Here is a 23,040-nt window from a genome sequence, read left to right as displayed (position 1 = left end):
TCGATCGTTACAGAATGGAGTTGATCCTATGTCCGACAAAGGCCGGCCCCGCAGCTTTGATCGTGCCGATGCGCTCATGCGCGCCATGCAGGTGTTTTGGGAGAAAGGATACGAGGGCGCGTCCCTGACAGCGCTGACCGCCGCCATGGGCATCAATGCGCCCAGCCTTTATGCCGCATTCGGCTGCAAGGAAGCGCTCTATCTGGAGGCAATGGAGCTCTACGCGCAAACGGTCGGCACTGAGATCTGGGAGCCGCTGGAGACAGCGCCGACGGCAAGGGAAGCGGTCAAGAGATTCCTTTTCGCGACAGCCGAAGCCTATTCTCAGCCGGATGCCCCGCACGGCTGCCTGATAGCGCTCGGAGGACTTCACCAGGCAGCGATTCCCGAAGCGGTCTGCGAAGCGTTGACCCGTCACCGCACGGAAAACATCGATAAGCTATGCCACCGGCTGGAGGCTGCAATTGCCGGAGGCGAGTTGCCCGACGGGGTGGATGCCGGCGCCGTCGCGACCTTTTATGCAACGGTACAACATGGAATGTCGATCCTCGCGCGCGACGGCGGCAGCTATGAAGCGCTCAAAAACGTCGCCGACGGCGCAATGGCCGCCTGGGGCGTGTTGACGCAGAACGCGGCGTCATAGGAATGCCCGGCGGGCTTCGGACACCCGCCGGGCAAGCTTGAGGTTCACAGCAGGAGAGGAAAGGCTACGCGGCTTCTCTCGCTCGAACGCGTGTAATAGCCATAATTTACTGAACGACCTGCACCACCGTGCGGCTCTTCGGCTCAACGATGACGCGCTTCTCGTTGACAACCGCGTAGGCATAGCGCGTGTCGTCCGGGATCGGCGTGACCACCACCGTCTCGGGCAGCGGCTTTCCGACTACGATCTCCTGTTGAACGACGACCGGCTCTGCCGGAAGCGGCTGCGCCTCGACATACTCGATTACCTTCGGCGGCGGCGGGTCGAGCGCCGCACCCGCGACTGCTCCTGCGACACCACCAACGGCAGCCCCGACAGGGCCTCCTATGACTGCACCTGCAGCAGCTCCGCCGGCTGCGCCGGTAACGGTGCTGTTCTTGGTCGTGCTCTGCGCTGCTGCTGGAGCAGCAAAGCAGCCGAGCCCGAGACCCAGAACAATGGCACCTTTGACGATCAGATCTTTCATCAGGCATTCTCCCGTTATGCGAAATGCGTCCCTTCCGCCAAACAACCCGTTGGGCTCAGGAGTTGTTCCGTGGCCTGGCGGAATGCGTCACGCAGCGAGCTGGCGAAATCGCGCCTTCATGCCCTGCTGGAGGAAATCCATGCAGGCGATGGGGTGGCGCCTGTTCCCTTCGGCCGGTGTCGAACTATAAGTGAAACCCTACAGCCGGTGATATTTGCCCGCACGCACGCCAAGGCTCTCGGGAAATGGAGGAACAGCATTGGCCGACAATCCGCTCTACGACATTCGCGACGAACGTTTCCGTTCGTTGATCGTTCGCAGCGCAGCGCTCGAAGAACTTTATCGCAACTGCCGCTGGGCGGAAGGGCCGGTCTGGTTTTCCGACCTCGACTGCCTGATCTGGAGCGATATACCGAACCAACGCATGATGCGGTGGACGCCGCACGGCGGCGCTTCCGTCTTCCGCTCCCCCTCGAACTACGTAAACGGCAACACGCGCGACCGCCAGGGCCGCCTGATCTCCTGCGAGCACGGCGGCCGGCGCGTGACCCGCACGGAACATGACGGCCGCATCACCGTGCTCGCCGACAGTTATGAAGGAAAGCGGCTCAATTCGCCGAACGATGCCGTGGTGCACTCCGACGGCTCGATCTGGTTTACCGATCCGACCTACGGCATCATATCGGACTATGAGGGCCACAAAGCGGAACCGGAACAGCCGACACGCAACGTCTACCGCATCGACCCTCTATCCGGCGCTATCAAAGCCGTCGTCAGCGATTTCATCCAACCGAACGGGCTCGCCTTCTCACCGGACGAGGCGCGGCTCTTTATTGCCGACTCGGGATCTGCAAAGCACGAGGTTCCTCGCCATATTCGCGTATTCGACGTCGCCGCTGGCGGCGTCCTCGCAAACGGCCGCTATTTCTGTTCCATCGACAACGGCAATCCGGACGGCTTCCGTTTCGACGTGGCGGGAAATCTTTGGTGCAGTGCAGCCGACGGAGTGCATTGCTTCGACACCGACGGGACCCTGCTCGGCAAGATCCTCGTGCCGCAGACGGTATCGAACCTCACCTTCGGCGGTCCCAAGAAGAACCGCCTCTTCATTACGGCCACCCGGTCGCTCTATTCCATCTACACGGCAACGAACGGCGTGCAGTATCCGTGATGCCTTCAGCACGCCTTCGAACTGGGGGAGCGCCCTTCAGCTTAGCCTCAGATCGACGCCGGGGTGGAGTTTCTTGAGGTTCGGCAGGGACTTCGTCTGCCAGGGGAACTCGGAGCTTCCGCGAACGGTAAACTGGATGTTCGGCCGCTTGCGCGCTTCGATGGTGAGCTTCGCGAGCAGGTTGATTCCGGAGGAATTGAGGAACTGCAGCCCCGTGAGATCCACGGTCATGCGCTCCGGCTCGGCTTCGAGCATGTCCATTACGAGGGAGAAAATCGGGGCGTAGGCTTCGGTGCTCGGCAAGCGCATCGTCCCGTCGAAATAGATGTCCTTGTCTTCCGACCAAACGCGATATTCGTCTTCCTTGATTTCCATGTTTTTGTTGTCCGTCAATTCGAGAGGTCGGGGATGGCGATCGAAGCATAGGTTTCCAGCGGGATCTTGCCATCCGCTTCGCCGGATCCGAATATCCAGGCGAAGTGTGCACCATAATCGCTCATGAGCGTCAAAAGTCCAAGGCCGGAACCGGAGCCGGATCCCGTTGCGTTCGCCTCTATCCGCTCAATCAGAAGGTCGGACGGATCTCCTATCGTTATTTCAGAAAGCAGATGCCGGAACTTGTCGGCCGTGCCCTCGTCGACAAGATTGGAAATCTTGGTTCGGAACGTGTTGGAGGCGATCGCCGCCTCTACGACGATTTCGCCGCCTGCACGGAATTTTACGGCGTTCTCTATCAGCTCGTTTGTCAGATAGCCGACATTGTGCCGGACTTCCTTGTAGAGGCCGCGGGACGTCTTGTAGCGCAGAGCCGCGAACTCGGCGACGAAGTCGGACGTCATCGCGCAATGCTTCCAACCGAGATCGAGCGGGCCGTCGAAGAGACGTAGTTTCGTCGAATTCTCGCCCGTGCCGACGGCAAGGTCCTCCAGTCCATATAAGGTCGTCATACGCTCACCTGTGCCTCATCACCACCAGAGTGATATCGTCATGAATTTTCTGGGTACCGATATGCGCCATCAAATCCTCGATGATACCGGACTTGACGTCCTCGGCGCTGCTGCCATAGCGGCATCGCGCGCTTTCGCAGAGCCTTTCGATGCCGAAGAGTTCGCCGGTTCCGCTCTCCGCCTCCGTCACGCCATCGGTATGGAGGATGATCATGTCGCCGCGACCGAAGGAGATTTCGCGCGTTGCGACAAAGGCGGAAATATCCGGCTCCAAACCGATGGGCAGACCGAGATCGAGAGTGTCGATCCGCTCCACCCTTTCCAGATCTCTGATGACGATCAGCTCCTCGTGCTGACCGGAGAGCGTCAGCCTTGCGCCGTCATAGTCGAGAAATGCCAGGGAGAGATGCTTGTTGGTCCTGGTCCTGACGAGGTTCTTGTAGATCGCCCGGTTCACGCGATTGAGGAATTGCGCCGGCTCCATCTCGCCCATCTCCTGCAAGGCGCGGGCTACGGATTGGACCATCAGCATCAGCACGCCGCTCTCGAGACCATGCCCCGTCACGTCGCCGATGCCGATCTTCAGCCGCTTTCCGTCCTTCAGCACGTCGTAATAGTCGCCGCCGACCTCGTCGGCGGGTCGCATATAGGCGGCGATCTCCAGTTCTGCAATTTCCTCGAGTTCGCCGGCCTTCGGCAGGACCATCATCTGGATATGGCGGGCAACGGCGAGTTCCGCACCGAGACGCAGGTTCTCGCTGCGCAACTGCTGGTTCAGCGCTGATATCTGGAGGTTCGCCTCCTCGATCTCTTTCGTCCGATCCTCGACCAGCTGTTCGAGGTTCTCGGTGTGGAAGCTGATCTCTTCCGCCATACGATTGAAGGCGGCGCCGGCGTCACCGACCTCGTCACGCGTCGGAATGTCGACCCGCACCGAATAGTCCTTGGCCTCGATGCGCTTGGCGGCATTGGCAAGGGCGCTTATGCCGCCGGTGATCCGCTTGGATATGGCGAATACGGCGGCAATGACGAAAAGCAGGGATACGAGGAGCGCCAGGACCTGATAAATCAATATCCGGTTGGTCGCCTGCGAGATCCCGGCCTGGGCGGCAAACAGCGAAGCGTAGATTTCCCGCTCGGGCACGGCGATGCCGAGCAGCATCGCTTCACGGCGGACCGGGCCGGATGCCCAAAGGTTGGTCGGCTGCAACTGTTTCAGCACGACCAGATAGGGTACCCTCTCGCCGTTCTCCTCGAGGAAAATATGCTTGAGCAGGCCATCCTCGCCCAAGGGCAATTGTGCAATTTCCGGCTGGGCGCTGCGACGGAGAGAGCGATCGAGACCCGTCACACCTCCGCTGGCAGCCGCGTTCGAAGCCCGAAGGCCAATGATCTTTTCTCCAACCGGATTGATGGCAACGACATTGCCGTCTGACATCGTCAGAAAGCCGAAGCCGGTCTCGGCAACCTTAACGTTCTCGACGATCTCGGCCAGCTGGTCGAGCGTGATATCCGTGCCGGCAGCGCCCAGCACACGGCTGCGGTCGCGCGACCACAGCGGCTGGAAGAAACTCACGATGAGCTTGCCGGTTATCGCGTCGGTATAGGGCGCCGTCTGAGTGACGTCGCCATTCACGGGACGTGATTTCGGATCATGCACCCATTGTTCCCAGGATTCGTAGAGCCCGGGAAAGAAGAAAGACCAGAACTCCGCCGAATTGTGTCCCGGGTAGAGCTTATCGAAGGTTTGGGCCTGGTCCGTATAGGGCGCCGTCCTGAATATCGGTCGCTCTTTCGGGCCGATATAGTACATCTGCAGTTTCGACTGACCGTTTGCGAGCAGGCTCGGCGCGACAAGGTCTAGAACCGCGCTGTTCTCGATGTCCGTCTGCACGTCGGGAAGCGGAACGTGATTCTGGTCAAGAAGATAGCCCCAGACGCTGACGACCGATGGAGGGCCCGGCAGGTTCTGAGCCCATCCGCCTTTCTGATCATACGCGACCGTCACGGTTCCCGGCGCGCCGCGCGCCATTGCCTCCCCGATTTCCGATTTTCTCACCGGCCGATCGATCTGCTCCTGAAGAACCCCCGCCAGTGTGCCCACATCGGAGTGGACTTGGTTGAGCAGCAGGTTGACCCGAGCAGCCGTGGTTGCCGCATAGGAGCGGATATAGTCCTGGTTGGCCTCCTCAAGGCCGCGGCCGACTTCCGCCGCCGCGTCGCGGGAAAGTCTCTGCACGTTCCAGAGCGCAAGACCGCCGGTCACGAGCAGATCAAAAAGCACCGCGCTTCCGACGACCAGCACGAACTTGGCGCGGAAGGAGCGCAGGCCCAAACGGGAGGTGTTTTCCCCGGGCAGGCTCATAGCGGCTTGCGCCCTGAGGCGGCCCAGATCGGCCAGCCGGCATAACCCTTGGGATGGAGGGCCGCGAATATGTGGTCCCGGAAGCCCTGCCGGAAACGTTCGACGAACTCTGGCGGGTCGCCGCGCTTTACGGCCATTTCACCGGCATAGACGTTCTCCCAGGCCGCGATGATATCGGCGAAGTCCTGGGGGTCTCCGTCGAGATTGGTGACCATGAACGATTCAACGACGATATCGTCGAAGCCGGCGTCGACAAGATAGCGCTTGCTCTTCGGTCCGAACTCAACATCCATTTCGAAATGGCTAAACAGCCTCGCGACCTCGTTGTAGGTCCATTGGATGCTCTGCGCGCGCGGTTCGCCGAGACAGTGCGAATTTTTTTCGTTGGTTATATAGACCCGCCCGCCCGGCTTGCAGATCCGGAAGAGTTCCTTCAGCAGCACATCCGGCTGGTTGAAGATCTGCAGCGAATGGCGGCAGGTGACGAAATCGAATTGATTATCCTCGAGCAGCATCTCGGAAGCATCGCCATAGGTATATTCGATATCCGTGACGCCGAATCCGGATGCCACGTCGCGCGCATAGGCGAGGCTCGCCTTCGAATGGTCGAGCGCGACGATGCGTGCCGGCTGGAACTCCTTTCGCACCAGCATGGCGAAGTCGCCGATGCCGCAACATATGTCTGCCATCGTCATACCCGGGCGCAGGCCATGACGCGGGAGGATCGTGCGCTCGTGGCGCCAGGTCAGTTTCGTTTGCGTGCGCAGGATCGGGATAAAGCTCGTGTTTTCCACGAAGCTCTGCCCGGGATAGAACTTCGAGTCGTAGACCTCGACGGTCACTTGCGGCTCGATCTTGTTCAAATGAGCGAACATGCGCTCGGTCCAGCCCACGACGCTCGAAGTCACGACGACGAAGCGAATGTCCGACCGCGTGCGACAGGCATCGAGAAGGACGCGCGCGAAGGCGTGATAGGCCGTGTTGTTCATCTGTACCAGGCGCTTGACGTTGATGTAGAGAACGCCCCGCACCTCTTCGATTGCGCCTTTGAGCATCGATATGCATGCGGCAATCTCGTCGGCCGAGCGCGGCCGCATCACCCCGGAAAGAGCGAATTCCTGGCTATTCGGGTCGAATTCCACCTTGAAGGGAACTGCAAACGCTGTCGTACTCACCTCACCACTCCTTCAAGAGGCAGATCCACGACAAGCGTGATCGATGGCGGATCGCTTTCGTCGAGCCGGACGTCGGCATCGAAATTGATCGACAAGTCCAGAAGAACGGCCTCGCGACTCGGTGCGAGATCAGTGGAGATGGAATCAAGGTAGCGCGCATGGGCGTCGCCGTCGCGGGTCTTCGACACCGCCTCGCGATAAAACTGCCTCTGCCCGGGCGGGCACGGGAACGTAAGCTCCACCCGCTCCGTCGGCCCCCATCGATAAACCGCACAGCCGATCCGGCCGTCGGGCGAGCCGCTGCGAAACGAGACCTCGAGGAGTTCGTTCAGGGCGGACGAGAAGAAATTCGAGTGGCGAACGGGATCAGTGCGATTGTGACTTATCATTCGCGCCATGAAGGTCGACAGCTGATCGCAATGGTTCCAATCGGAAAGAAAGGCGCCCATCTCCATCTCGAACTGGAGCAAGGGCTCGAAAGCGGCTTCCGTGGGCTGGTTCTCGGCTCCGTGCATGCGGCTCCCTCCCTTACGCAAAAACGCCACGAGATTCAAAGGCTATACTAAATAATTCCGGCATTGACCCGCTCATCTTCGCTGAAGACCTGCCGCAGGGATGGCCGGCGTTTTGCGGAGAAAGTCGGCTATCGCTTCCGCGCGCATAGGCACCCCTAAAAAATATCCCTGCAGGCGATCGCAGCCTTCATTCCTGAGCCAGGCTGCTTGCTCCGCGGTCTCCACTCCTTCGGCGGTAACATCCATGCCGAGGCCGTGGGCGAGCGCGATGATGGAGCGCACGATCGTCTGGCTCTTCTCGTCCCTTTCCAGGTCCCTGATGAAATATTGGTCGATCTTGATCGTGTCGAAGGGGAAATTCTTCAGGTAGCTCAGCGACGAATAGAAGGTGCCGAAATCATCAAGCGAAATCTGCACGCCTAATACATTCAAAGTATTGAGCGTATCGAGGTTGTTGGTCGTACGCTCCAGAAGCACCGACTCGGTGATTTCGAGCTCGAGACGGTCTGCGCGCATGCCGACCAGGTCGAGCGTCTGGGCCACGCGGTCCGTAAGCCCCTCGTGAAGGAATTCGGCGGGAGAGAGATTGACGGCGATCGTGAAGTGGGACGGCCAGTCCATGGCAGCCCGGCACGCCCGCTCCAGCAGCCATCGCCCTATGTCGCTCATCAAACCGTCGGCTTCCGCCATCGGAATGAAGACACTCGGAGGGATGATGCCGACCAGCGGGTGACGCCAGCGCAAAAGAGCTTCGAAGCCGACCACCGCCGAGGAGGGCTTCACCAAGGGCTGATATTCAAGGAAGAACTGCCCCTCCTGAAGGGCGGTGCGCAGGCTTCGGCGCAACATTTCCCTTTGTTCCAGCACCATGAGCATCGAGCGGCTGAACGTGCTTGACCGGCCCCGACCGTCCTTCTTCGCAGCATAAAGCGCGATATCGGCAGCTTTCATCAGTTGCTCGACCTCGTTGCCGTCCGCCGGCGCGACGGCAATTCCGACGCTTGCTCCGACGAAGACGTTGATGCCCTCGACCGTGAACGGTTCCTTGAACGCGTTGATCAGTGCGTCTGCCAGACGTTCTGCTTCGCTCGGCTGATCGGCCCTCCACTGAATGACCGCGAACTCGTCCCCGGCCAGACGGTAGGCGAATTCCCGATCCCTCAGGACGCTCCTGATCCGGTCCGCCGCCATCTTGAGAACGGCGTCGCCTGCCCCGTGTCCCAATGTGTCGTTGATCGGCTTGAAATCGTCGAGGTCGATCTGCATGAGCGCCAATCGGACGCCGTTCGGCACAGGCAATGCGCCCCGCAGCTGATCGCTGAACTGCCGCCGGTTAGGCAACCCAGTGAGAACGTCATGGGTCGCCTGATGCAGGAGAAGAGCACGGTCGCTCTCGCCCTGACTGAACGCTTCGCGGTAGGTGGAACTGCTTTCAACTTCGACGACCCCGATGCCGCGCGCACTGCGGAAAATGACGAGCGTGCGTCGGCTCCCGGTCGATGCATGGGCAATCTCGACGGTTCGCGGCAATCCGCTTGCGACGACGAATTCGACGGCGGACTTCGGTCCGGGCGCCAGCAGTTCCGGATAGATGTACCAAAGGGACGCCTCGACGAGAGAATCAACGGCATAGGTCTGTCTGTGCCGCGGCGTGCATTCGACGAGCTGAAAACTCGCGTCATAAAGCGAGACAAGTTCGTCGGAACCGGCGAAAAAGTCGGACTCGACGGAAGATGAAGCAGGCAGTGTCGTATCGCCGTCCGGCATCCTCGCCTTTCCTTCCGTTCCGTGTCGCCCGAGCAAGCCCCTGAGGCTACAGTTCGCTATCTTCGATGCAACCCTGCCATTCCCAGAAAAATTATCGCGGAACGTGTCGCGGTCAATGGCGCACGACTGCAGAGAGTTAATTTGCGTGATTCCGGCGGAAAGATGGCTAAGGGTTGAACTCGGCTGCGGGCACGCAGCCGCGGCCGATCCATCTTGTCGGACCGGTTTCCGGACGCTACGGCGCAAGGATCAACTTCTCGCGGCAGGCAGACCATACGTCGCGTGCGAGAGAGCCCTCTCTATGCCGCGCAATTCTGCGAGCCCTTTCAGTCGGCCGATCGCCGGATAGCCGGGCTGGGCCCCACGGGAGAGATCGTCGAGAATCTCCTGCCCGTGATCCGGCCGCATCGGAATCTGGTGGTCCGACCGTCCGGCGGCGCGCCGCCGCTGCTCTTCCTTGAGCAGTTCGGCAATGACGGCCACCATGTCCGTGTCGCCCTCCAGATGCTCGTCCTCGTAGAAGGAACAGGGTGTCCGTTCCTCCTCGCGATGGACGTTGCGCAGGTGGACGAAATGAATTCGGGACGCGAACTGGCGGGCCATGGCCGGCAGATCGTTGGCGGCAAGGGCGCCGAGAGAACCCGTGCAGAGGGTGACGCCATTGGCCGGGCTGTCGACCTCCCGCAGCATAAAGGCGTAATCTTCGGCGTTCGAGAGAATGCGCGGCAGGCCGAGCAGCGCCCAGGGCGGATCGTCGGGATGGGCACAGATGTTGATGCCCGCCCGTTCCGCCACCGGCGTCACTTCCGCGAGGAACTCTACCAGGTGACGCTGCAGTTTTTCGCGACTGACGCCGTCATAGGTGCGCAGATGCTCTCGAAGCTGCGGCAGACTGTAGCCGTCGGCGGAGCCGGGAAGCCCCGCGCCGATATTGCGGGAGAGCGCGAGCCGCCGCTCCTCGGTCATTTCACGAAACCGCCGCTCGGCCGCCTCCACCGTCGGCGCGTCGTAGTCCTCGTAAGCGCCCGGCCGCTCAAGGAGATGGAGGTCGAAGGCCGCAAAGTCGATGCGGTCGAAGCGCATCGCCTTGGCGCCGTGGCGCGCGGTCCAGCGCAGATCGGTGCGGGTCCAGTCGAGGACCGGCATGAAATTGTAGCAAACCGTGTGGATGCCGGCGGATGAAAGACGGCGCAGCGTTTCCTGCCAATTGGCGATGTGCTCGCGCCAAGGACCGGTCTGGGTCTTGATGGACTCGGAAACGGGCACGCTTTCCACAACCTCCCACTCCAACCCGCCTGCGCGGACCTCCTCCTGCCGCTTGCCGATCTCTTCAACGGGCCAGACGTCGCCGGTCGGAATATGGTGCAGCGCGCTGACGATCCCGTGCGCACCGGCTTGCGCTGCATCTTGAACGCTCACCCGGTCCACCGGCCCGAACCAACGCCATGTATGTCGCATGTGAACTCCTCAGGAAAGAAATGTCAGCTGCACCTTGCATGCAGCGGATCGATCGCCGGCCTGCTCGAACGCCCGAACCGCCTCGTCGACCGGAAACTGATGGGACATGATCGGCCGCACGTCGATCCGGCGATTAGAGATGAGCGCGATGGCAATGGCGAATTCTCGGTCGAACCGCTGCGATCCGACGAGCCGCAATTCCTTGCCGACCAGCGAATGGAGCGGCAGGTTGATTTCGCCCGTCACGCCGACCTGTACGATCGTGCCGCGCGGCCGAACTGCCGCGACCGCGCTGCGCAGTGCAGGTTCGGCTGCCGAGCACTCGAAGGCCACGTGGAACTGGCCCTTATCGGCCTCGTATACGGCAAGTCCAGCCGGATCGCGACGGACATTGACGATGCGGGTCGCGCCCATGGCCTTCGCCCTGTCGAGTGCCGCATCGGCCAGATCCGTCACGACGATCTCATCGGCTCCCGCATGGCGCGCCGCCGCCACCACGAGCGCGCCGATAGGCCCCGCTCCGGTGACGAGTACCTTCTTTCCTCGGATCTCGCCGGCCTGGGCGACCGCGTGAAGACAGACGGCCAGCGGCTCGGCGCAGGCTGCCTCGCCGGGGCTGACCAGCGAGCCCGCGGGATGACATTGGACGGCCGGAACCACCAGCCAGTCGCGGAACATGCCCTGCGTGTGGGGGAGACGCATTGCACTGCCCAGGAAGCGCATGTCGAGGCAGTGGACCGGGAGGCCTTCGCCGCAAAAGCGGCAGGTCCCGCAAGGCTGGCTCGGATTGACCGCCACCAGATCATCGATAGCAAGGCCGGAGACGCCGGCCCCGAGCGCCGCGACGCGGCCCGAGGCCTCGTGGCCGGGTATGATCGGCTCACGAACCCGTACGGGCCCGAATCCCCCTTCCTGGTAATAGTGAAGATCCGAGCCGCAAATGCCGCCTGCGGCCATCTTCAACAGCACCTCGCCATCCCCCGGCGCAGGAACGTCGGCGACTTCCAGCCGAAGATCGCGTGGGCCGTAAAGCCGGGCAAGGCGTGTGCGCATGTGTGCTCCCGACATCAGCGGATCAGTCCCACGGACTGCGGCAGCCACAATACCACAGCCGGAACGAAGGTGATCAGAATGAGAGCGATGAACAGCGGCACAAGCCATGGCAGGATCGCCATGGTCGTCCGCTCGACCGAGAGCTTTGCCACCCGCGACAGTACGAAAAGCACCATGCCGAGCGGCGGGTGAAGCAGGCCGATCATCAGGTTGAGCGTCATGATCAGGCCGAAATGCACGGGATCGATTCCGAACTGGGCGGTCAATGGCAGAAGGATGGGCACCAATATGGTGATTGCCGCGATCGTATCGAGAAAACAGCCGACGAACAGCATCAGAAGGTTCACCAGGATGAGGAAAACCCATTTGTTGTCGGTGATCGTCAGGATCGCGCCGGAGAGCATCTGCGCGGCCTGACTGACCGTCAGGAGCCATGCGAAGATCGACGCCGCCGTGACGATGAAGAGCACCGATGCCGTCGTCTCGATCGTGTCGAAGGTCGCGCGGGCGAGCGTCGACATCGTCATCGTGCGGTAGCGTACCAGACCCAGGAACAGCGACCAGATCACGGCGGCGACGGCCGCTTCCGTCGGCGTGAACCACCCCATGGTCATGCCGCCGATCAGAATGATGGGCGTCATCAGCGCCATGACGGCGGAAAAGTCGAAATACCAGTCGAGGGCCAGCAGCACCACGAGTGCGATGCCGACCGCAAGGTTCATCGACAGTCCGGCCGCCATCAGAAGATAGATGAGAAGCGGAACGGCAAGCACGACCACGACCTCGAGCGAAGCCGCAAGCAGCCGCTTCATTTCGAAAGGCGTATCCGAGCCCCAGCCGCGTTTATAGGCGAAGATCGCCACCGTCAGCATCATCAGCACCGTCATCACCACGCCCGGCACGACACCGGCCATGAACAGCGCCCCGATGGAGACGTTCGCCATCATGCCGTAGATGACGAAGGGCAGAGACGGCGGGAAGATCGGACCAAGCGTCGCCGAAGCGGCGGTAACGCCGACCGCCGCTTCGACCGGATAGCCGTGATCCTTCATCGCCTTGATCTCGATCGTCCCGATGCCCGCGGCGTCCGCAAGCGCGGTGCCCGACATGCCCGAGAAGATCACCGAGCCGACGATGTTGACCTGTGCCAGCCCGCCCTTCATCCAGCCGACGAGGGCGACCGCGAAGGAATAGATGCGGCCGGTGACGCCGGCGGAGTTCATGAGGTTGCCGGCCAGGATGAAAAAGGGCACCGCAAGCAGCGGAAAGCTTTCGACGCCCGCAATCATCCGCTGCGCCGCGATGATGTCGGGCGCGACATTGTAGGAAACCAGATAGAGGACCGACGCTGCAGCCATGGAGATGGCGACGGGAACGCCGACCAGCATGAGGACGAGAAAGGAACCGACGAGCAGGAGCATGGGGATCAGTCCTCGACCTTGTGGAATTCTTCGGGCTTTTCGAGAACCGAATAGCCGCGGCGCTGATTGGCCACGAAGACCTGGACGGAGCGGATCAGCATCAGAACGAAACCGGCCATCACGCTATAGAAGACGATGTTGCGCGGCAGGTCGACGGTGACCATACGTTCGTGGGCGACGATCGCCACGTAGCGCCACATCAGCCAGCAGGCATAGGCGAAGAAGACGATACGCACCAGATCCACGAAGATCGCCAGGGTACGGGCGACGGTCGGCGGCAGATAATGGTAGAGCACGTCGACCTGGATGTGGCGCGACAGCCGCACGCACATGACGGAGCCCAGAAACACGACGCCGATCAGGCAGTTGGTGGCGATCTCCTCTGTCCAGGCATAGGAGTCGTTGAGCACGTAACGCGTGAAGAACTGCAGGAACACGCATCCGGCCATCAGCCAGAAGACGGCGAGCGTCACCCAATCCTCGAAGGCATAGTTGGAGAGATCCGCGGCTGGCGGAGCCTCTTCGAAGGCATGGGCGATTTCTTCGGGCGTCGTTTGCAAATGGACTTCCTGGGACATGGCATCATCCGGCGTCTGGAAAAACGAAACGCCGGCCCGCCATGGAGGGCGAGCCGGCGAGAGTGGTTCACTTGATGGCGCGGATGGCCTCCCAGTCTTCCTTGTTGTAGCCGAAGTCTTCGAGCTTCACCTTTTCATTGACGGTCCTCTCGAAGTCGGCCCTGTCGACCTCGGTCACTTCGATGCCACGCTCCTTGAAGGTGGCCACGAGCTCCTTTTCGCGCTCTTCGATGATCTTGGTGGCACGCACGGCGGCCTCCTGCATCACCTCGGTGAAGATCTGCTTGTCGGCATCGGAGAGCTGCGACCAGAGGTTCTTCGAAACGACCGTGTTCAGATGATCGACGATGTGGCCCGTCAGAACGATATGTTTCTGCACTTCGAAGAACTTCTTCGCCTCGATCGTCGTCAGCGGATTTTCCTGAGCCTCGACGGTACCGTTCTGGAGCGCGAGATAGACCTCGGCAAAGGCGATCGGGGTGGTGTTGGCACCGCAGGCCCGCGGCATGGCGAGATATGCCGGAACGTCCGGCACACGCATCTTCAGGCCCTGCATGTCGGCGCATTTGGCAATCGGCCTGTTCGATGTGGTGTGGCGCGTACCGTAATAGGTGACGGCGGTGATGTGGTTGCCCGAGGCCTCTTCATATCCCGCGGCCAGACGCTTGAATACGTCGCTTTTGGTATAGGCGATCATATGGGCGGGGTCGCGGAAGATATAGGGGAAATAGGTGACGCCGATCGGCGCATAATCGCGCGCGGCGAAGCTCGAGCCCGAAATGATGATATCGACGGTGCCGAGCTTCAGGCCCTGATTGATATCCGCTTCCTTGCCGAGCTGCGACGCCGGGAACACGTCGATCTTGTAACGCCCCTCGGTGCGTTTGGCGATCTCTTCCGCCGCCCAGACGGACTCGGTATGGAACGGCTCCGACGTTTCGTAGACATGGGCCCATTTGAGCGCCGTTTGGGCATGAGCCGATAGGGCCGATGCCAGGATCGTCGCGGTGGCACCGAGTAGCGTCAACAGTCTGATCGTCATCTTTTTCCTCCTCCCAAAGTGAAGTCTGTGTGGATTACCGCCCGACGCGCCTCCACGCGGCGGGTATCGTGCTGTCTGACGGCTCCTCATCGAAGCTTGCGGACAGGCGAAGCTGAGACTGGTCGAGATGCGCCCGCATGGCTGCGCGCGCGGCGGCGGGATCCCCGAGCGCGATCGCGTCGCGGATGACGCGATGCTCCTCCATCGCAGCCCGCCAGGTCTCGGTGTTTTCGAAATAGCTCGCCAGCTTTTCGAAATAGGGCGTCATGCGCATGTCGTGGATACTGCCGACGAAGCGGTTCAGAGTCGCATTGGCGATGATGCTCGAAACGATGACGTGAAACTCGCGATCGATCGCAAGCGCGAGGCGGCGATCCTCGAGTGTGGCGGCCATCCGGGCAAGATTGTCGTCGAGAACGGAGATATGCTCCGGGCGTGCCAGCCGGGCCGCTTCCTCGGCGATGGCGCATTCGACCACGGCCCTGGCCCGCAGCAGTTCGAAAGGGCCTTCGAAATCCTCGGGCGGCGCATCGGCCGCCGGCGCCGGACGCGCCGTCACATAGATGCCCGAACCCATGCGGATGTCGATGAAGCCTTCCACTTCGAGCACTATCAGCGCTTCTCGGATGGTGGGTCGCGAAACGCCGAACATCTGCGCCAGCTCGCGCTCCGCCGGAAGCCGCGACCCGTGCGCCAGTTCGCCCCGTTCGATCAGGGCTCGCATCTGATCCGCCACCTGGCGATAGAGGCGACGCGATTCCACGGCAGAGAACATCATGATCCCCGTTGAGGCGACCTGCGGCCAGGTGGCCAAGTGGTCATACCAATCGCTCCACATTACTCGTGCTTGCGTCCGTGTCAACGGTGACCGCTGGGCCGCCTCACGACAAGTTCCGCCTCCAACAAAAATGCCCGGCACTGAATGCCGGGCAGTCGGCAGGGAATTGGCTATCCCTGCAGGGGAAGTGGATATCGCGACGCATGGATCCCCGGACCACGACGGCCCCGCGGAGCGACGATCCGAACGGCTATCGCACAAGCGCGCCGGCCGGGACACCTCGGTCGGCCTCGCGCTTGATCTGCCGGATCGAGACATTCATCCAGACCATGGAGACGGCTACGATGACGAAGAGCAGCATGAAGCAGCTGGACCAAAGGCCGGTCACATCCTTAAGGAAGCCGAAGGCGATCGGCAGGACGAAGCCGCCGAGCCCGCCCATCATGCCGACGATGCCGCCGACGGCGCCCACATGGGAGGGATAATAGACGGGTATGTGCTTGTAGACCGCCGCCTTGCCGAGGCTCATGACGAAGCCGAGCACGAAGGTTACGACGACAAAGACGACCGGGGTCACCAGGATCGGCATCGCACCGCCGGCCCCACCTGCGGGTATCGAGAGAATGGCGGTCGCGACGGCAGACACGGCGAACATCGCATACATGATCTTGCGGGCCCCGAGCTTGTCCGACAAAGCGCCGCCATAGGCGCGAAAGATGCTGCCGGGAATGGAATAGGCGGCGGCGATCATGCCCGCGGTCTCGATGTCGAAACCGTAGACGCCGACGAGATAGCGCGGCAGCCAGAGCGCGAGCGCCACGAAACCACCGAAGGAAAAGAAGTAGTAGAGCGAGAAGCGCCAGACCTGAACGTTCTTGAGTGGCTCGAATTCGCTAAGGAAGCTCTTCCTGGGTGCACCAACATCGCGGCGGGCACGGAACTGAGGATCGTCTTCCGTCGAGAGCCAGAAGACAACCGCCGTGAGAAGGAGCGCGGCCGCCCAGACCTGCGCGACCGCCTGCCAGCCGAAGGCGACGAGAACGAATGGCGCCAGAAATTTCGTGACCGCGGCTCCGACGTTGCCGGCACCGAATATCCCGAGAGCCGTGCCCTGTTTTTCCGGCGGAAAGAAAGGCGAGACATAGGCGACCCCCACGGCGAAGGAGCCTCCCGCCAGTCCGACGCCGAGTCCTGCGAGGAGCATCTGCGGATAGGTCGTGGCATAAGCGAGCAGGAAGGTCGCGAGTGCGGCCGCCAGCATGGTGAGCGTGTAGACGAGGCGGCCGCCATAGCGGCTGGTCCAGATGCCCAGCACGATGCGGACGAGCGAACCGGTCAGGATCGGCATGCCGATCAGGAGGCCGAACTCGGCTTCGCTCAGGCCGAGTTCATCCTTTATGCGCACGCCGATGATCGAAAAAATGGTCCATATGGCGAAACAGACCGTAAATGCACCCGTTGAGACCCACAAGGCGCGTCCTGATGCGCCCTTGTAGGTCGACTGCGTCTGGTGAAGAGCGGACATGATATCTCCCTGCGCGATAGCTCGCGCGATACGCGTCGTTGATCATGGGAATAGCCGCGAACAGGCATCGCACTCACCCAAAGGGGCGCGTCGATCCTCTCCGGCAACCTTGCTCATGGCGCGCGACATTGGGCGCCACCGGTGGCTTGCTCGGGCTCAAAACATTGGATGCAAGCAGCGTGCCAAACCGAAATCCGCAGAAGGCGGGAGAGAATTCAAAAGATTAGCCGGCCCGGGTTTCATGCACTTTGCCGTGATGGCCAAATATTGGGCCGCCCGCCACGTCATGCCCAATTATCGTGCAGGCCGCACTTGCGCTTCGCAGATAAGCAAAGACCCGCCGTCCGGAGCAAGTCCGGAGACGGGTCTCTTGCAAGAAGTCCTACGACTCCGGGCTGGACTAGATCTATACCTCGACACCCAGGACTGCGCAGCAGTCGCCCGACTTGATCAGCCCGGGGTTATGTCGGGCCACCAGAACGCCATCCATCTTGGCTCGAACCTCGATCGGTGCGACACCGGTGCGTCCGATCGGATAGATGCACGCGATCACTGCGCCGCGGTCGACCGCTTCGCCAAGGTCGATGAGGAACTCGACGAGACCGCCATCCTCCGCGAAAGCGAAGCAATCGTCGCTGGGCATGTCCAGCCATTTGGTGGGTTCCGCCTCGATCTCGCCCTTGAGTATCCCGGCATGCCTCAGCACGTTCGCTACGCCGCGTTTTGCGACTGAAGCAGTCCGGGCAGTCGCCGAACCGCCACCGCCGAGCTCCGTCGTGATAAAGATCTTGCCCATCTCCTCGGCCGCGGTGTCGTACATTCCGACCGCGTCGATCTCCAGCATCTTCATGGAATAGGGTGCCCCGAATGCCCGGACGAAGTCGAAAGCTTTCGCTTCCTGGGCCTTGTCGGGCAGGATGTGCGCCGCGCAGAAGGGCAGGAAGTCGAGCGTCTTCCCGCCCGAATGGAAATCGAGCACGATGTCGGCGAGCGGCAGCAGGACACGCTGGAAGTAATCCGCGATTTTCTCGGTGACCGTTCCATCCGGCCTCCCCGGGAAGCTGCGGTTCATGTTGCCCTTGTCGATCGGCGACGTCCGCGTCTGCGCCTGGAAGGCCGGGTAATTCATCGCCGGAACGATGATCACCCTTCCCTCGACGTCGGCCGCATCCAGCTTGCGGGCGAGATCGAAGAGCGCGATCGGCCCCTCGTATTCATCGCCGTGATTGCCGCCCGTAAGGAGGGCAGTCGGGCCCTCCCCATTCTTGACCACGGTAATCGGAATCATCACCGAACCCCAGGCGGAATCATCGCGACTATAGGGAAGGCGCAGGAAGCCGTGCTGGACGCCATCGGCCTCGAAATCGACCGTCGCGCTGATCGGCGACGGCCGCAAGTGGTGCTCCCTCATGCTCTCAGTCCTTGACCATCAGCTTGCGCGGCACGGAGGCGAGGCACTCGACACCGCTCTCGGTGATGAGAATGCTCTCGGTGGTTTCGAAGCCCATATCCTCGAGCCAGAGCCCCGTCATGAAGTGGAATGTCATCCCCGGCTTCAGTTCCGTCTTGTCGCCCGGACGCAGGCTCATCGTGCGCTCGCCCCAATCCGGCGGATAGGAAAGACCGATCGGGTAGCCCGTGCGGTTGTCCTTGACGATCCCGTATTTCTTCAGCACAGCGAAGAAGGCGTTCGCGATGTCCTCGCAGGTGTTGCCCGGTTTCGCGACGGCAAGCCCTGCCTCCATGCCCTCGATCGTCGCCTTCTCGGCGTCCAGAAAGGCCTGGGTCGGCTTACCCAGGAACACCGTGCGCGACAGCGGCACATGATAGCGGTTGTAGCAGCCGGCGATTTCGAAGAAGGTGCCCTCGCCCCGCTTCATCGGCCGGTCGTCCCAGGTGAGATGCGGCGCTGATGCCTCGACGCCGGAAGGAAGAAGCGGCACGATCGCCGGATAGTCGCCGCCGATGCCGTCGACGCCGCGCGTACCCGCATCGTAGATTTCCGCCACCAGGTCGCACTTGCGCATACCCACTTCGATCTTGTCGAAGATGCGCTGATGCATGGCTTCGACGATCCGCGCCGCGTTGCGCATGTATTTGATCTCGGTCTCGCTCTTGACCGCACGCTGCCAGTTCACCAGCGCCGTGGCGTCGCTGAAACGCGCATTGGGCAGGTGTTTCTGCAGCGAGGCGAAGGCGGCCGCCGAGAACCAGTAGTTGTCCATTTCGACACCGATGCTGAGCGAACCAAAGCCGCGATCGGCGAGAATGCCCGAGAGATAGTCCATCGGGTGGCGTTCGGTCGACTGCACGTAGTGGTCGGGATAGCCGACGATATTCTTGTGATCGAGATAGGCAGTCAGCTTCGCGCCATTCGCATCCTGGCCGCGGCCGAACCAGATCGGTTCGCCCGAAGGCGGCACGATGACCGCCTGATGCACGTAGAAGGACCAGCCGTCATAGCCGGTGAGCCAGGCCATGTTGGAAGGATCGCTCACGATCAGGAGGTCGACGCCTTTCGCCTCCATCGCCTTTCGGGTCTTCGCAAGCCGCGCTTCATATTCTCCAAGGGAGAATTTGAGGTTGGGTTGGGTCATGTCTCTTCCCTCGTTCTTCCGGCCCCTTGCAGGGTGCCGGTCTCAACTTTCCAATGTGGTGCCTGCGTCCGCCGCGTTGGCCCGCGCGAAGGCGAGCGTGGCGATGGCCGTGTCCTGGATGCCGGTGCCGGTCAGGTCGGCAATGGTGATCTCGTCGGCGCGCGTGCGTCCGGGTTTCAGGCCGGCGATCACCTGGCCGAGTTCAGGGAACTCGGCCTCCGCCGACACGAGATGAGCGGCAATCGCGTGATGCAGCTCGCCGAGCCTGCGTGTCTGTTTGAGGCTGTCGGCGACGTAAGTCGCGCGGGCGATCGCATGCGGGTCCAGTTCGTTCTTGTGTTCGGCGTCCGAACCCATGGCCGTGACGTGCTGCCCCGGCTCGAGCCATTCGGCCTTGAGGACCGGCGTCTCGGACGGCGTCGTGGTGACGATGACGTCGGCACCTGCGATGGCCGCTCTCGGATCGGTTTCGGCTTTGATCGGAAAGCCGAGCTTCCCGGCAAAAGCAGTGGCCGCGGTTTCAGCCTTGGCCGCATCGCGGGCCCAGATGCGTGCTTCCCGGATCGGGCGCACGAGCGCGAGCGCTTCGAGCTGAAGCCTTGCCTGCATGCCGGCGCCGAAGACCGCGGCCACCGAGGAATCTTCCCGCGACAGATGTTTCGCCGCGACCGCCCCTGCCGCCGCCGTACGCACATCGGTCAGATAGCCGTTGTCGAGCAGCAGCGCCTGCACCAGCCCGGTTTTGCTGGACAGAAGCACCATCAGGCCGTTGGTGCTCGGCAGGCCGATCTTCGGATTGTCGAAGAAGCCCGGGCTGATCTTGATCGCAAAGCCGTCGAGCCCCGGCACATAGGCCGTCTTGACGTCCACCTCGCCGCGGTGCTCCGGAATATCGAGCCTCAGGATGGGCGGCATCGCCACCGCCTTGGTGGCGAGAGCGCGGAACGCATCCTCGACGCAGGCAACCGCTTCGCGATCGAGCGGCACGATGCGGCGCAGTTCCGCCTCGGTCAGTATCTTCATCCGTGTCATGCCGTCTCCTCGCGGAATGGATCCGTTTCGCCGTTCATCACGCGCAGGTGCAGGTCCATGTCGACGTTGCGCCCCGAGAGAATGACCGCGATGGGACCGTCGACGTCCTTGATCTTGCCGGCGAGAAGCGCCGCAATGCCGACGGCGCCCGCCCCTTCGACGATCTCGCGCTCCTCGGCATAGGCGTGGCGCATGCCGGCGGCGATTTCGGCTTCCGTCAGAAGGATGATGTCGTCGAGGAGGTCCCCGCACATGCGGAACGTGACGCGATTGTCGAGGCCGATGCCGCCGCCGAGCGAATCCGCAAGGCTCGGCTGTTCGTCGACGAGCACGGGTGTGCCGGCGGCGAAGCTCGCCTTCATCGCCGCGCCGCGCTCCATCGTCAGGCCTACGACACGCGTCGCCGGTCTTCGCGCCTTGACGGCTGCCGCCACCCCGGCCGCCAGCCCGCCACCCGAGACGGGTACAAGCACCATGGCAACATCGGGCATCTGCGCCACGACCTCGAGTCCGAGCGTCCCCTGCCCTGCGACGATCGCCGGATGGTCGAAGGGCGGCACCATTACGAGACCATTTTCCGCAACGAGCCGTTCGACTTCTTCCTGCGCCTCGTCCTGGGAATTGCCGACAATCCGCACATTGGCGCCGAGGCGTCTGATTTCGGAGACCTTGTTCACGGGCACCAGATGCGACATGCAGATCGTGGCGAGCGAGCCTTCCGCCTTTGCCGCGTGAGCAAGTGCCCGGCCATGATTGCCGGTCGAGGCCGCGATCACGCCGAGCGCACGGTCGCCGGCAGAAAGCGAAAGCACCGCATTGGTCGCGCCGCGCAGCTTGAAGCTTCCGGTCGTCTGGTGGTGCTCGAGCTTCAAGCCGACGGGCACGCCGCAGAGCTCGCTCAACGAGCCCGACATTGCCAGCGGCGTCGTAAGTACACGGCCGGAAATGCGTCGTGCCGCCACCTCGATGTCGTCGATCGTCACGGGGAGAGAAGCGCTCACGGCCTTTCCCCCTCGAGTGGCAGCTCCATCAGCCGTCCGAGTTGCGGGCGTGCTTCCCGGTCGCCGCAAAGGCGGAGGCAAGCCCAGGCGGTGGCGTAATTGCTGCTGACGACGGGCTTGCCGATCGCCTGCTCGATTTCGGCGATGACGCCTGCCGCGCGAACGGCAGTACAGGAAATGAAGAGCGCGTCCGATTCCGGCGCTGCCGCATCCTTTGCGAAGGCCACGATCTCCTTCGGGCTGATCCGCGCCATCTCACGGTCGTCGGTAAGACCCAGGCAGGTAAACCTGTCGATTGCGAAGCAGCGCTCGGCGAAATAGTCGGCCATGGGCCGGCTGGTCTCGATCGTGTAAGGGGTGAGCACCGAAATCCTGTTTGCGCCCAATGCACGCAAGCCTTGGACCGAAGCAGCCGTCGGCGTCACGACGGCCGCCTCCGGCTTTGCGGCCTTGATCGCCGCAGCCACCTCCCTGTCGCCGATGACCACGGAGGCCGAGGTGCAGGAATACATGACGACGTCCAGGGTCTCGTCCGGCAGGATCAAGGCTGCCGCTTCGGTGAGCGACGGCTGCATCGCCCGCAGATTCTCCGGCGTCACCGGATTGGCGTAGGGGATACGGGTGACATAGACCCCGATCCGGTCCGACGCGACGATGCGCTGGAAATCGACTTCCGTCGTATGGTCGGTGGCGAGGATGACGAGGCCGATCCGCTTGTCGAGCGGCCGATCGTCGAGACGCGGCCTGCGCGCCGCAAGCGAGAGGGCGACAGGGGATCTCATCAGCGCTCCTCCACCCGGGAATAACGCTCTTCGAGCCAGCGCAGGAAGAAGACCGAGATCAGGCTCATGATCAGGAAGAACACCCCGACCAGCGTCATCGGCTCGATATAGCGATAATTGCTGTTGGCGATGCTCTTTGCCTGGTTCATCAGTTCGAGCACCGTGATTGCCGAAAGCAGGGGTGTCTCCTTGAACATGGCAATCAGGTAATTGGCGAGCGCCGGTATCATCGGCGGGATCGCCTGCGGCAGGATCACGTGTATCCAGGTCTGCCGGGTCGTGAGGTTCGCCGCCTTGGCCGCCTCCCATTGTCCGCGCGGCACGTTCTCGATGCCGGCACGATAGACCTCGGCGGCATAGGTGCCGTAGTGGATGCCGAGACCGATGACGCCGGCGACCAGCGCAGGCAGGCGGATTCCGATGTCCGGAAGCACGTAGAAGATGAAGTAGAGCTGCACGAGCAGCGGCGTTCCGCGGATGAACTCGACGGCAAAGCTCGTGACACGCGCTATCGGAGCCGGTGCGGTCATCCGCAGGATGGCGAAGACAAGGCCGATCACCGCTGCGACCACCGAGCCGAGCGCCGTCGCGAGGATCGTGATCTTCAGCCCCTCGATGAGGGTCGGCATGATCTGGCGGACGAATTCCCAGTCCCATTCCATGG

The 23,040-nt window shown here is 62.1% G+C and carries 22 protein-coding genes; 2 read left to right on the top strand and 20 right to left on the bottom strand.

Features of this window, described 5'->3' with window-relative positions; translation table 11 throughout:
* The first annotated feature begins 28 nt into the window (after positions 1–28).
* On the top strand, positions 29–643 hold the full coding sequence (locus CN933_RS24245; protein ID WP_102762654.1) for a TetR/AcrR family transcriptional regulator: 615 nt from the start codon (positions 29–31) through the stop codon (positions 641–643).
* A gap of 106 nt (positions 644–749) precedes the next feature.
* Here CN933_RS24245 and CN933_RS24240 read toward each other — a convergent pair whose 3' ends face one another.
* Complete coding sequence (locus tag CN933_RS24240; protein ID WP_102762653.1) at positions 750–1,169, bottom strand: DUF1236 domain-containing protein; 420 nt, start codon at positions 1,167–1,169, stop codon at positions 750–752.
* 259 nt (positions 1,170–1,428) lie between these two features.
* On the opposite strand from CN933_RS24240, the gene CN933_RS24235 reads away from it, so the two are divergent.
* A complete protein-coding gene (locus CN933_RS24235) occupies positions 1,429–2,340 on the top strand; it encodes an SMP-30/gluconolactonase/LRE family protein (RefSeq protein ID WP_102762652.1) in 912 nt (303 codons plus the stop codon).
* 36 nt (positions 2,341–2,376) lie between these two features.
* Here CN933_RS24235 and CN933_RS24230 read toward each other — a convergent pair whose 3' ends face one another.
* From CN933_RS24230 to ehuD, 19 genes are all read right to left on the bottom strand, one after another.
* Entirely contained in the window at positions 2,377–2,715 is a 339-nt protein-coding gene (locus CN933_RS24230) for a slr1659 superfamily regulator (RefSeq protein ID WP_026168975.1), read from the bottom strand.
* A 14-nt stretch (positions 2,716–2,729) separates the two neighbouring features.
* Entirely contained in the window at positions 2,730–3,287 is a 558-nt protein-coding gene (locus tag CN933_RS24225; RefSeq protein ID WP_102762651.1) for a slr1658 superfamily regulator, read from the bottom strand.
* Between the two features lie 4 nt (positions 3,288–3,291).
* Positions 3,292–5,652 (bottom strand): SpoIIE family protein phosphatase, encoded by a 2,361-nt coding sequence (locus CN933_RS24220; RefSeq protein ID WP_102762650.1) that lies wholly within the window; start codon positions 5,650–5,652, stop codon positions 3,292–3,294.
* The gene (locus CN933_RS24215) at positions 5,649–6,827 is read right to left on the bottom strand and encodes a class I SAM-dependent methyltransferase (protein WP_102762649.1); all 1,179 of its coding nucleotides are present in this window, start codon (positions 6,825–6,827) and stop codon (positions 5,649–5,651) included. Before CN933_RS24215 ends, CN933_RS24220 begins: the two co-directional genes overlap by 4 nt.
* Complete coding sequence (locus tag CN933_RS24210) at positions 6,824–7,342, bottom strand: ubiquinone biosynthesis methyltransferase UbiE (protein ID WP_100672339.1); 519 nt, start codon at positions 7,340–7,342, stop codon at positions 6,824–6,826. Before CN933_RS24210 ends, CN933_RS24215 begins: the two co-directional genes overlap by 4 nt.
* 72 nt (positions 7,343–7,414) lie before the next feature.
* Entirely contained in the window at positions 7,415–9,109 is a 1,695-nt protein-coding gene (locus CN933_RS24205) for a putative bifunctional diguanylate cyclase/phosphodiesterase (RefSeq protein ID WP_018098484.1), read from the bottom strand.
* 249 nt (positions 9,110–9,358) lie between these two features.
* Positions 9,359–10,567: a mannonate dehydratase gene (gene uxuA, locus CN933_RS24200; RefSeq protein WP_018098483.1), complete on the bottom strand. Its 1,209-nt coding sequence runs from the start codon at positions 10,565–10,567 to the stop codon at positions 9,359–9,361.
* Positions 10,568–10,576: 9 nt separating this feature from the next.
* Positions 10,577–11,620 carry an L-idonate 5-dehydrogenase gene (locus CN933_RS24195; protein WP_026168974.1) on the bottom strand — a complete coding sequence of 348 codons (1,044 nt, stop codon included), beginning with the start codon at positions 11,618–11,620 and terminating at the stop codon, positions 10,577–10,579.
* A gap of 14 nt (positions 11,621–11,634) precedes the next feature.
* Positions 11,635–13,041, bottom strand: a complete 1,407-nt coding sequence (locus CN933_RS24190; protein WP_018098481.1) for a TRAP transporter large permease — start codon at positions 13,039–13,041, stop codon at positions 11,635–11,637.
* A 5-nt stretch (positions 13,042–13,046) separates the two neighbouring features.
* The gene (locus CN933_RS24185; protein ID WP_018098480.1) at positions 13,047–13,619 is read right to left on the bottom strand and encodes a TRAP transporter small permease; all 573 of its coding nucleotides are present in this window, start codon (positions 13,617–13,619) and stop codon (positions 13,047–13,049) included.
* Positions 13,620–13,686: 67 nt separating this feature from the next.
* On the bottom strand, positions 13,687–14,661 hold the full coding sequence (locus tag CN933_RS24180) for a sialic acid TRAP transporter substrate-binding protein SiaP (protein WP_018098479.1): 975 nt from the start codon (positions 14,659–14,661) through the stop codon (positions 13,687–13,689).
* A 34-nt stretch (positions 14,662–14,695) separates the two neighbouring features.
* Positions 14,696–15,436 (bottom strand): FadR/GntR family transcriptional regulator, encoded by a 741-nt coding sequence (locus CN933_RS24175; protein ID WP_050563214.1) that lies wholly within the window; start codon positions 15,434–15,436, stop codon positions 14,696–14,698.
* A gap of 253 nt (positions 15,437–15,689) precedes the next feature.
* On the bottom strand, positions 15,690–16,964 hold the full coding sequence (locus tag CN933_RS24170; protein ID WP_018098477.1) for an MFS transporter: 1,275 nt from the start codon (positions 16,962–16,964) through the stop codon (positions 15,690–15,692).
* Positions 16,965–17,370: 406 nt separating this feature from the next.
* Positions 17,371–18,375, bottom strand: coding sequence for a N(2)-acetyl-L-2,4-diaminobutanoate deacetylase DoeB (doeB, locus tag CN933_RS24165; protein WP_018098476.1), 1,005 nt, complete (start codon positions 18,373–18,375; stop codon positions 17,371–17,373).
* A gap of 4 nt (positions 18,376–18,379) precedes the next feature.
* Entirely contained in the window at positions 18,380–19,561 is a 1,182-nt protein-coding gene (doeA, locus tag CN933_RS24160) for an ectoine hydrolase DoeA (protein ID WP_018098475.1), read from the bottom strand.
* A 42-nt stretch (positions 19,562–19,603) separates the two neighbouring features.
* The gene (eutC, locus tag CN933_RS24155; RefSeq protein ID WP_018098474.1) at positions 19,604–20,593 is read right to left on the bottom strand and encodes an ectoine utilization protein EutC; all 990 of its coding nucleotides are present in this window, start codon (positions 20,591–20,593) and stop codon (positions 19,604–19,606) included.
* Positions 20,590–21,594 (bottom strand): hydroxyectoine utilization dehydratase EutB, encoded by a 1,005-nt coding sequence (gene eutB / locus CN933_RS24150; protein ID WP_102762648.1) that lies wholly within the window; start codon positions 21,592–21,594, stop codon positions 20,590–20,592. Before eutB ends, eutC begins: the two co-directional genes overlap by 4 nt.
* Positions 21,591–22,376, bottom strand: a complete 786-nt coding sequence (gene eutA / locus CN933_RS24145; protein WP_102762647.1) for an ectoine utilization protein EutA — start codon at positions 22,374–22,376, stop codon at positions 21,591–21,593. The genes eutB and eutA overlap by 4 nt, the downstream gene beginning before the upstream one ends.
* Complete coding sequence (gene ehuD, locus CN933_RS24140; RefSeq protein WP_018098471.1) at positions 22,376–23,038, bottom strand: ectoine/hydroxyectoine ABC transporter permease subunit EhuD; 663 nt, start codon at positions 23,036–23,038, stop codon at positions 22,376–22,378. The genes eutA and ehuD overlap by 1 nt, the downstream gene beginning before the upstream one ends.
* Positions 23,039–23,040 lie beyond the last annotated feature (2 nt).

The sequence above is a fragment of the Sinorhizobium sp. M4_45 genome (assembly GCF_002885915.1).
GTDB lineage: Bacteria > Pseudomonadota > Alphaproteobacteria > Rhizobiales > Rhizobiaceae > Sinorhizobium > Sinorhizobium meliloti_A.
The sequence above is the reverse complement of the archived record's forward strand: the minus strand, read 5'-3'. Positions and strand labels throughout refer to the sequence as shown.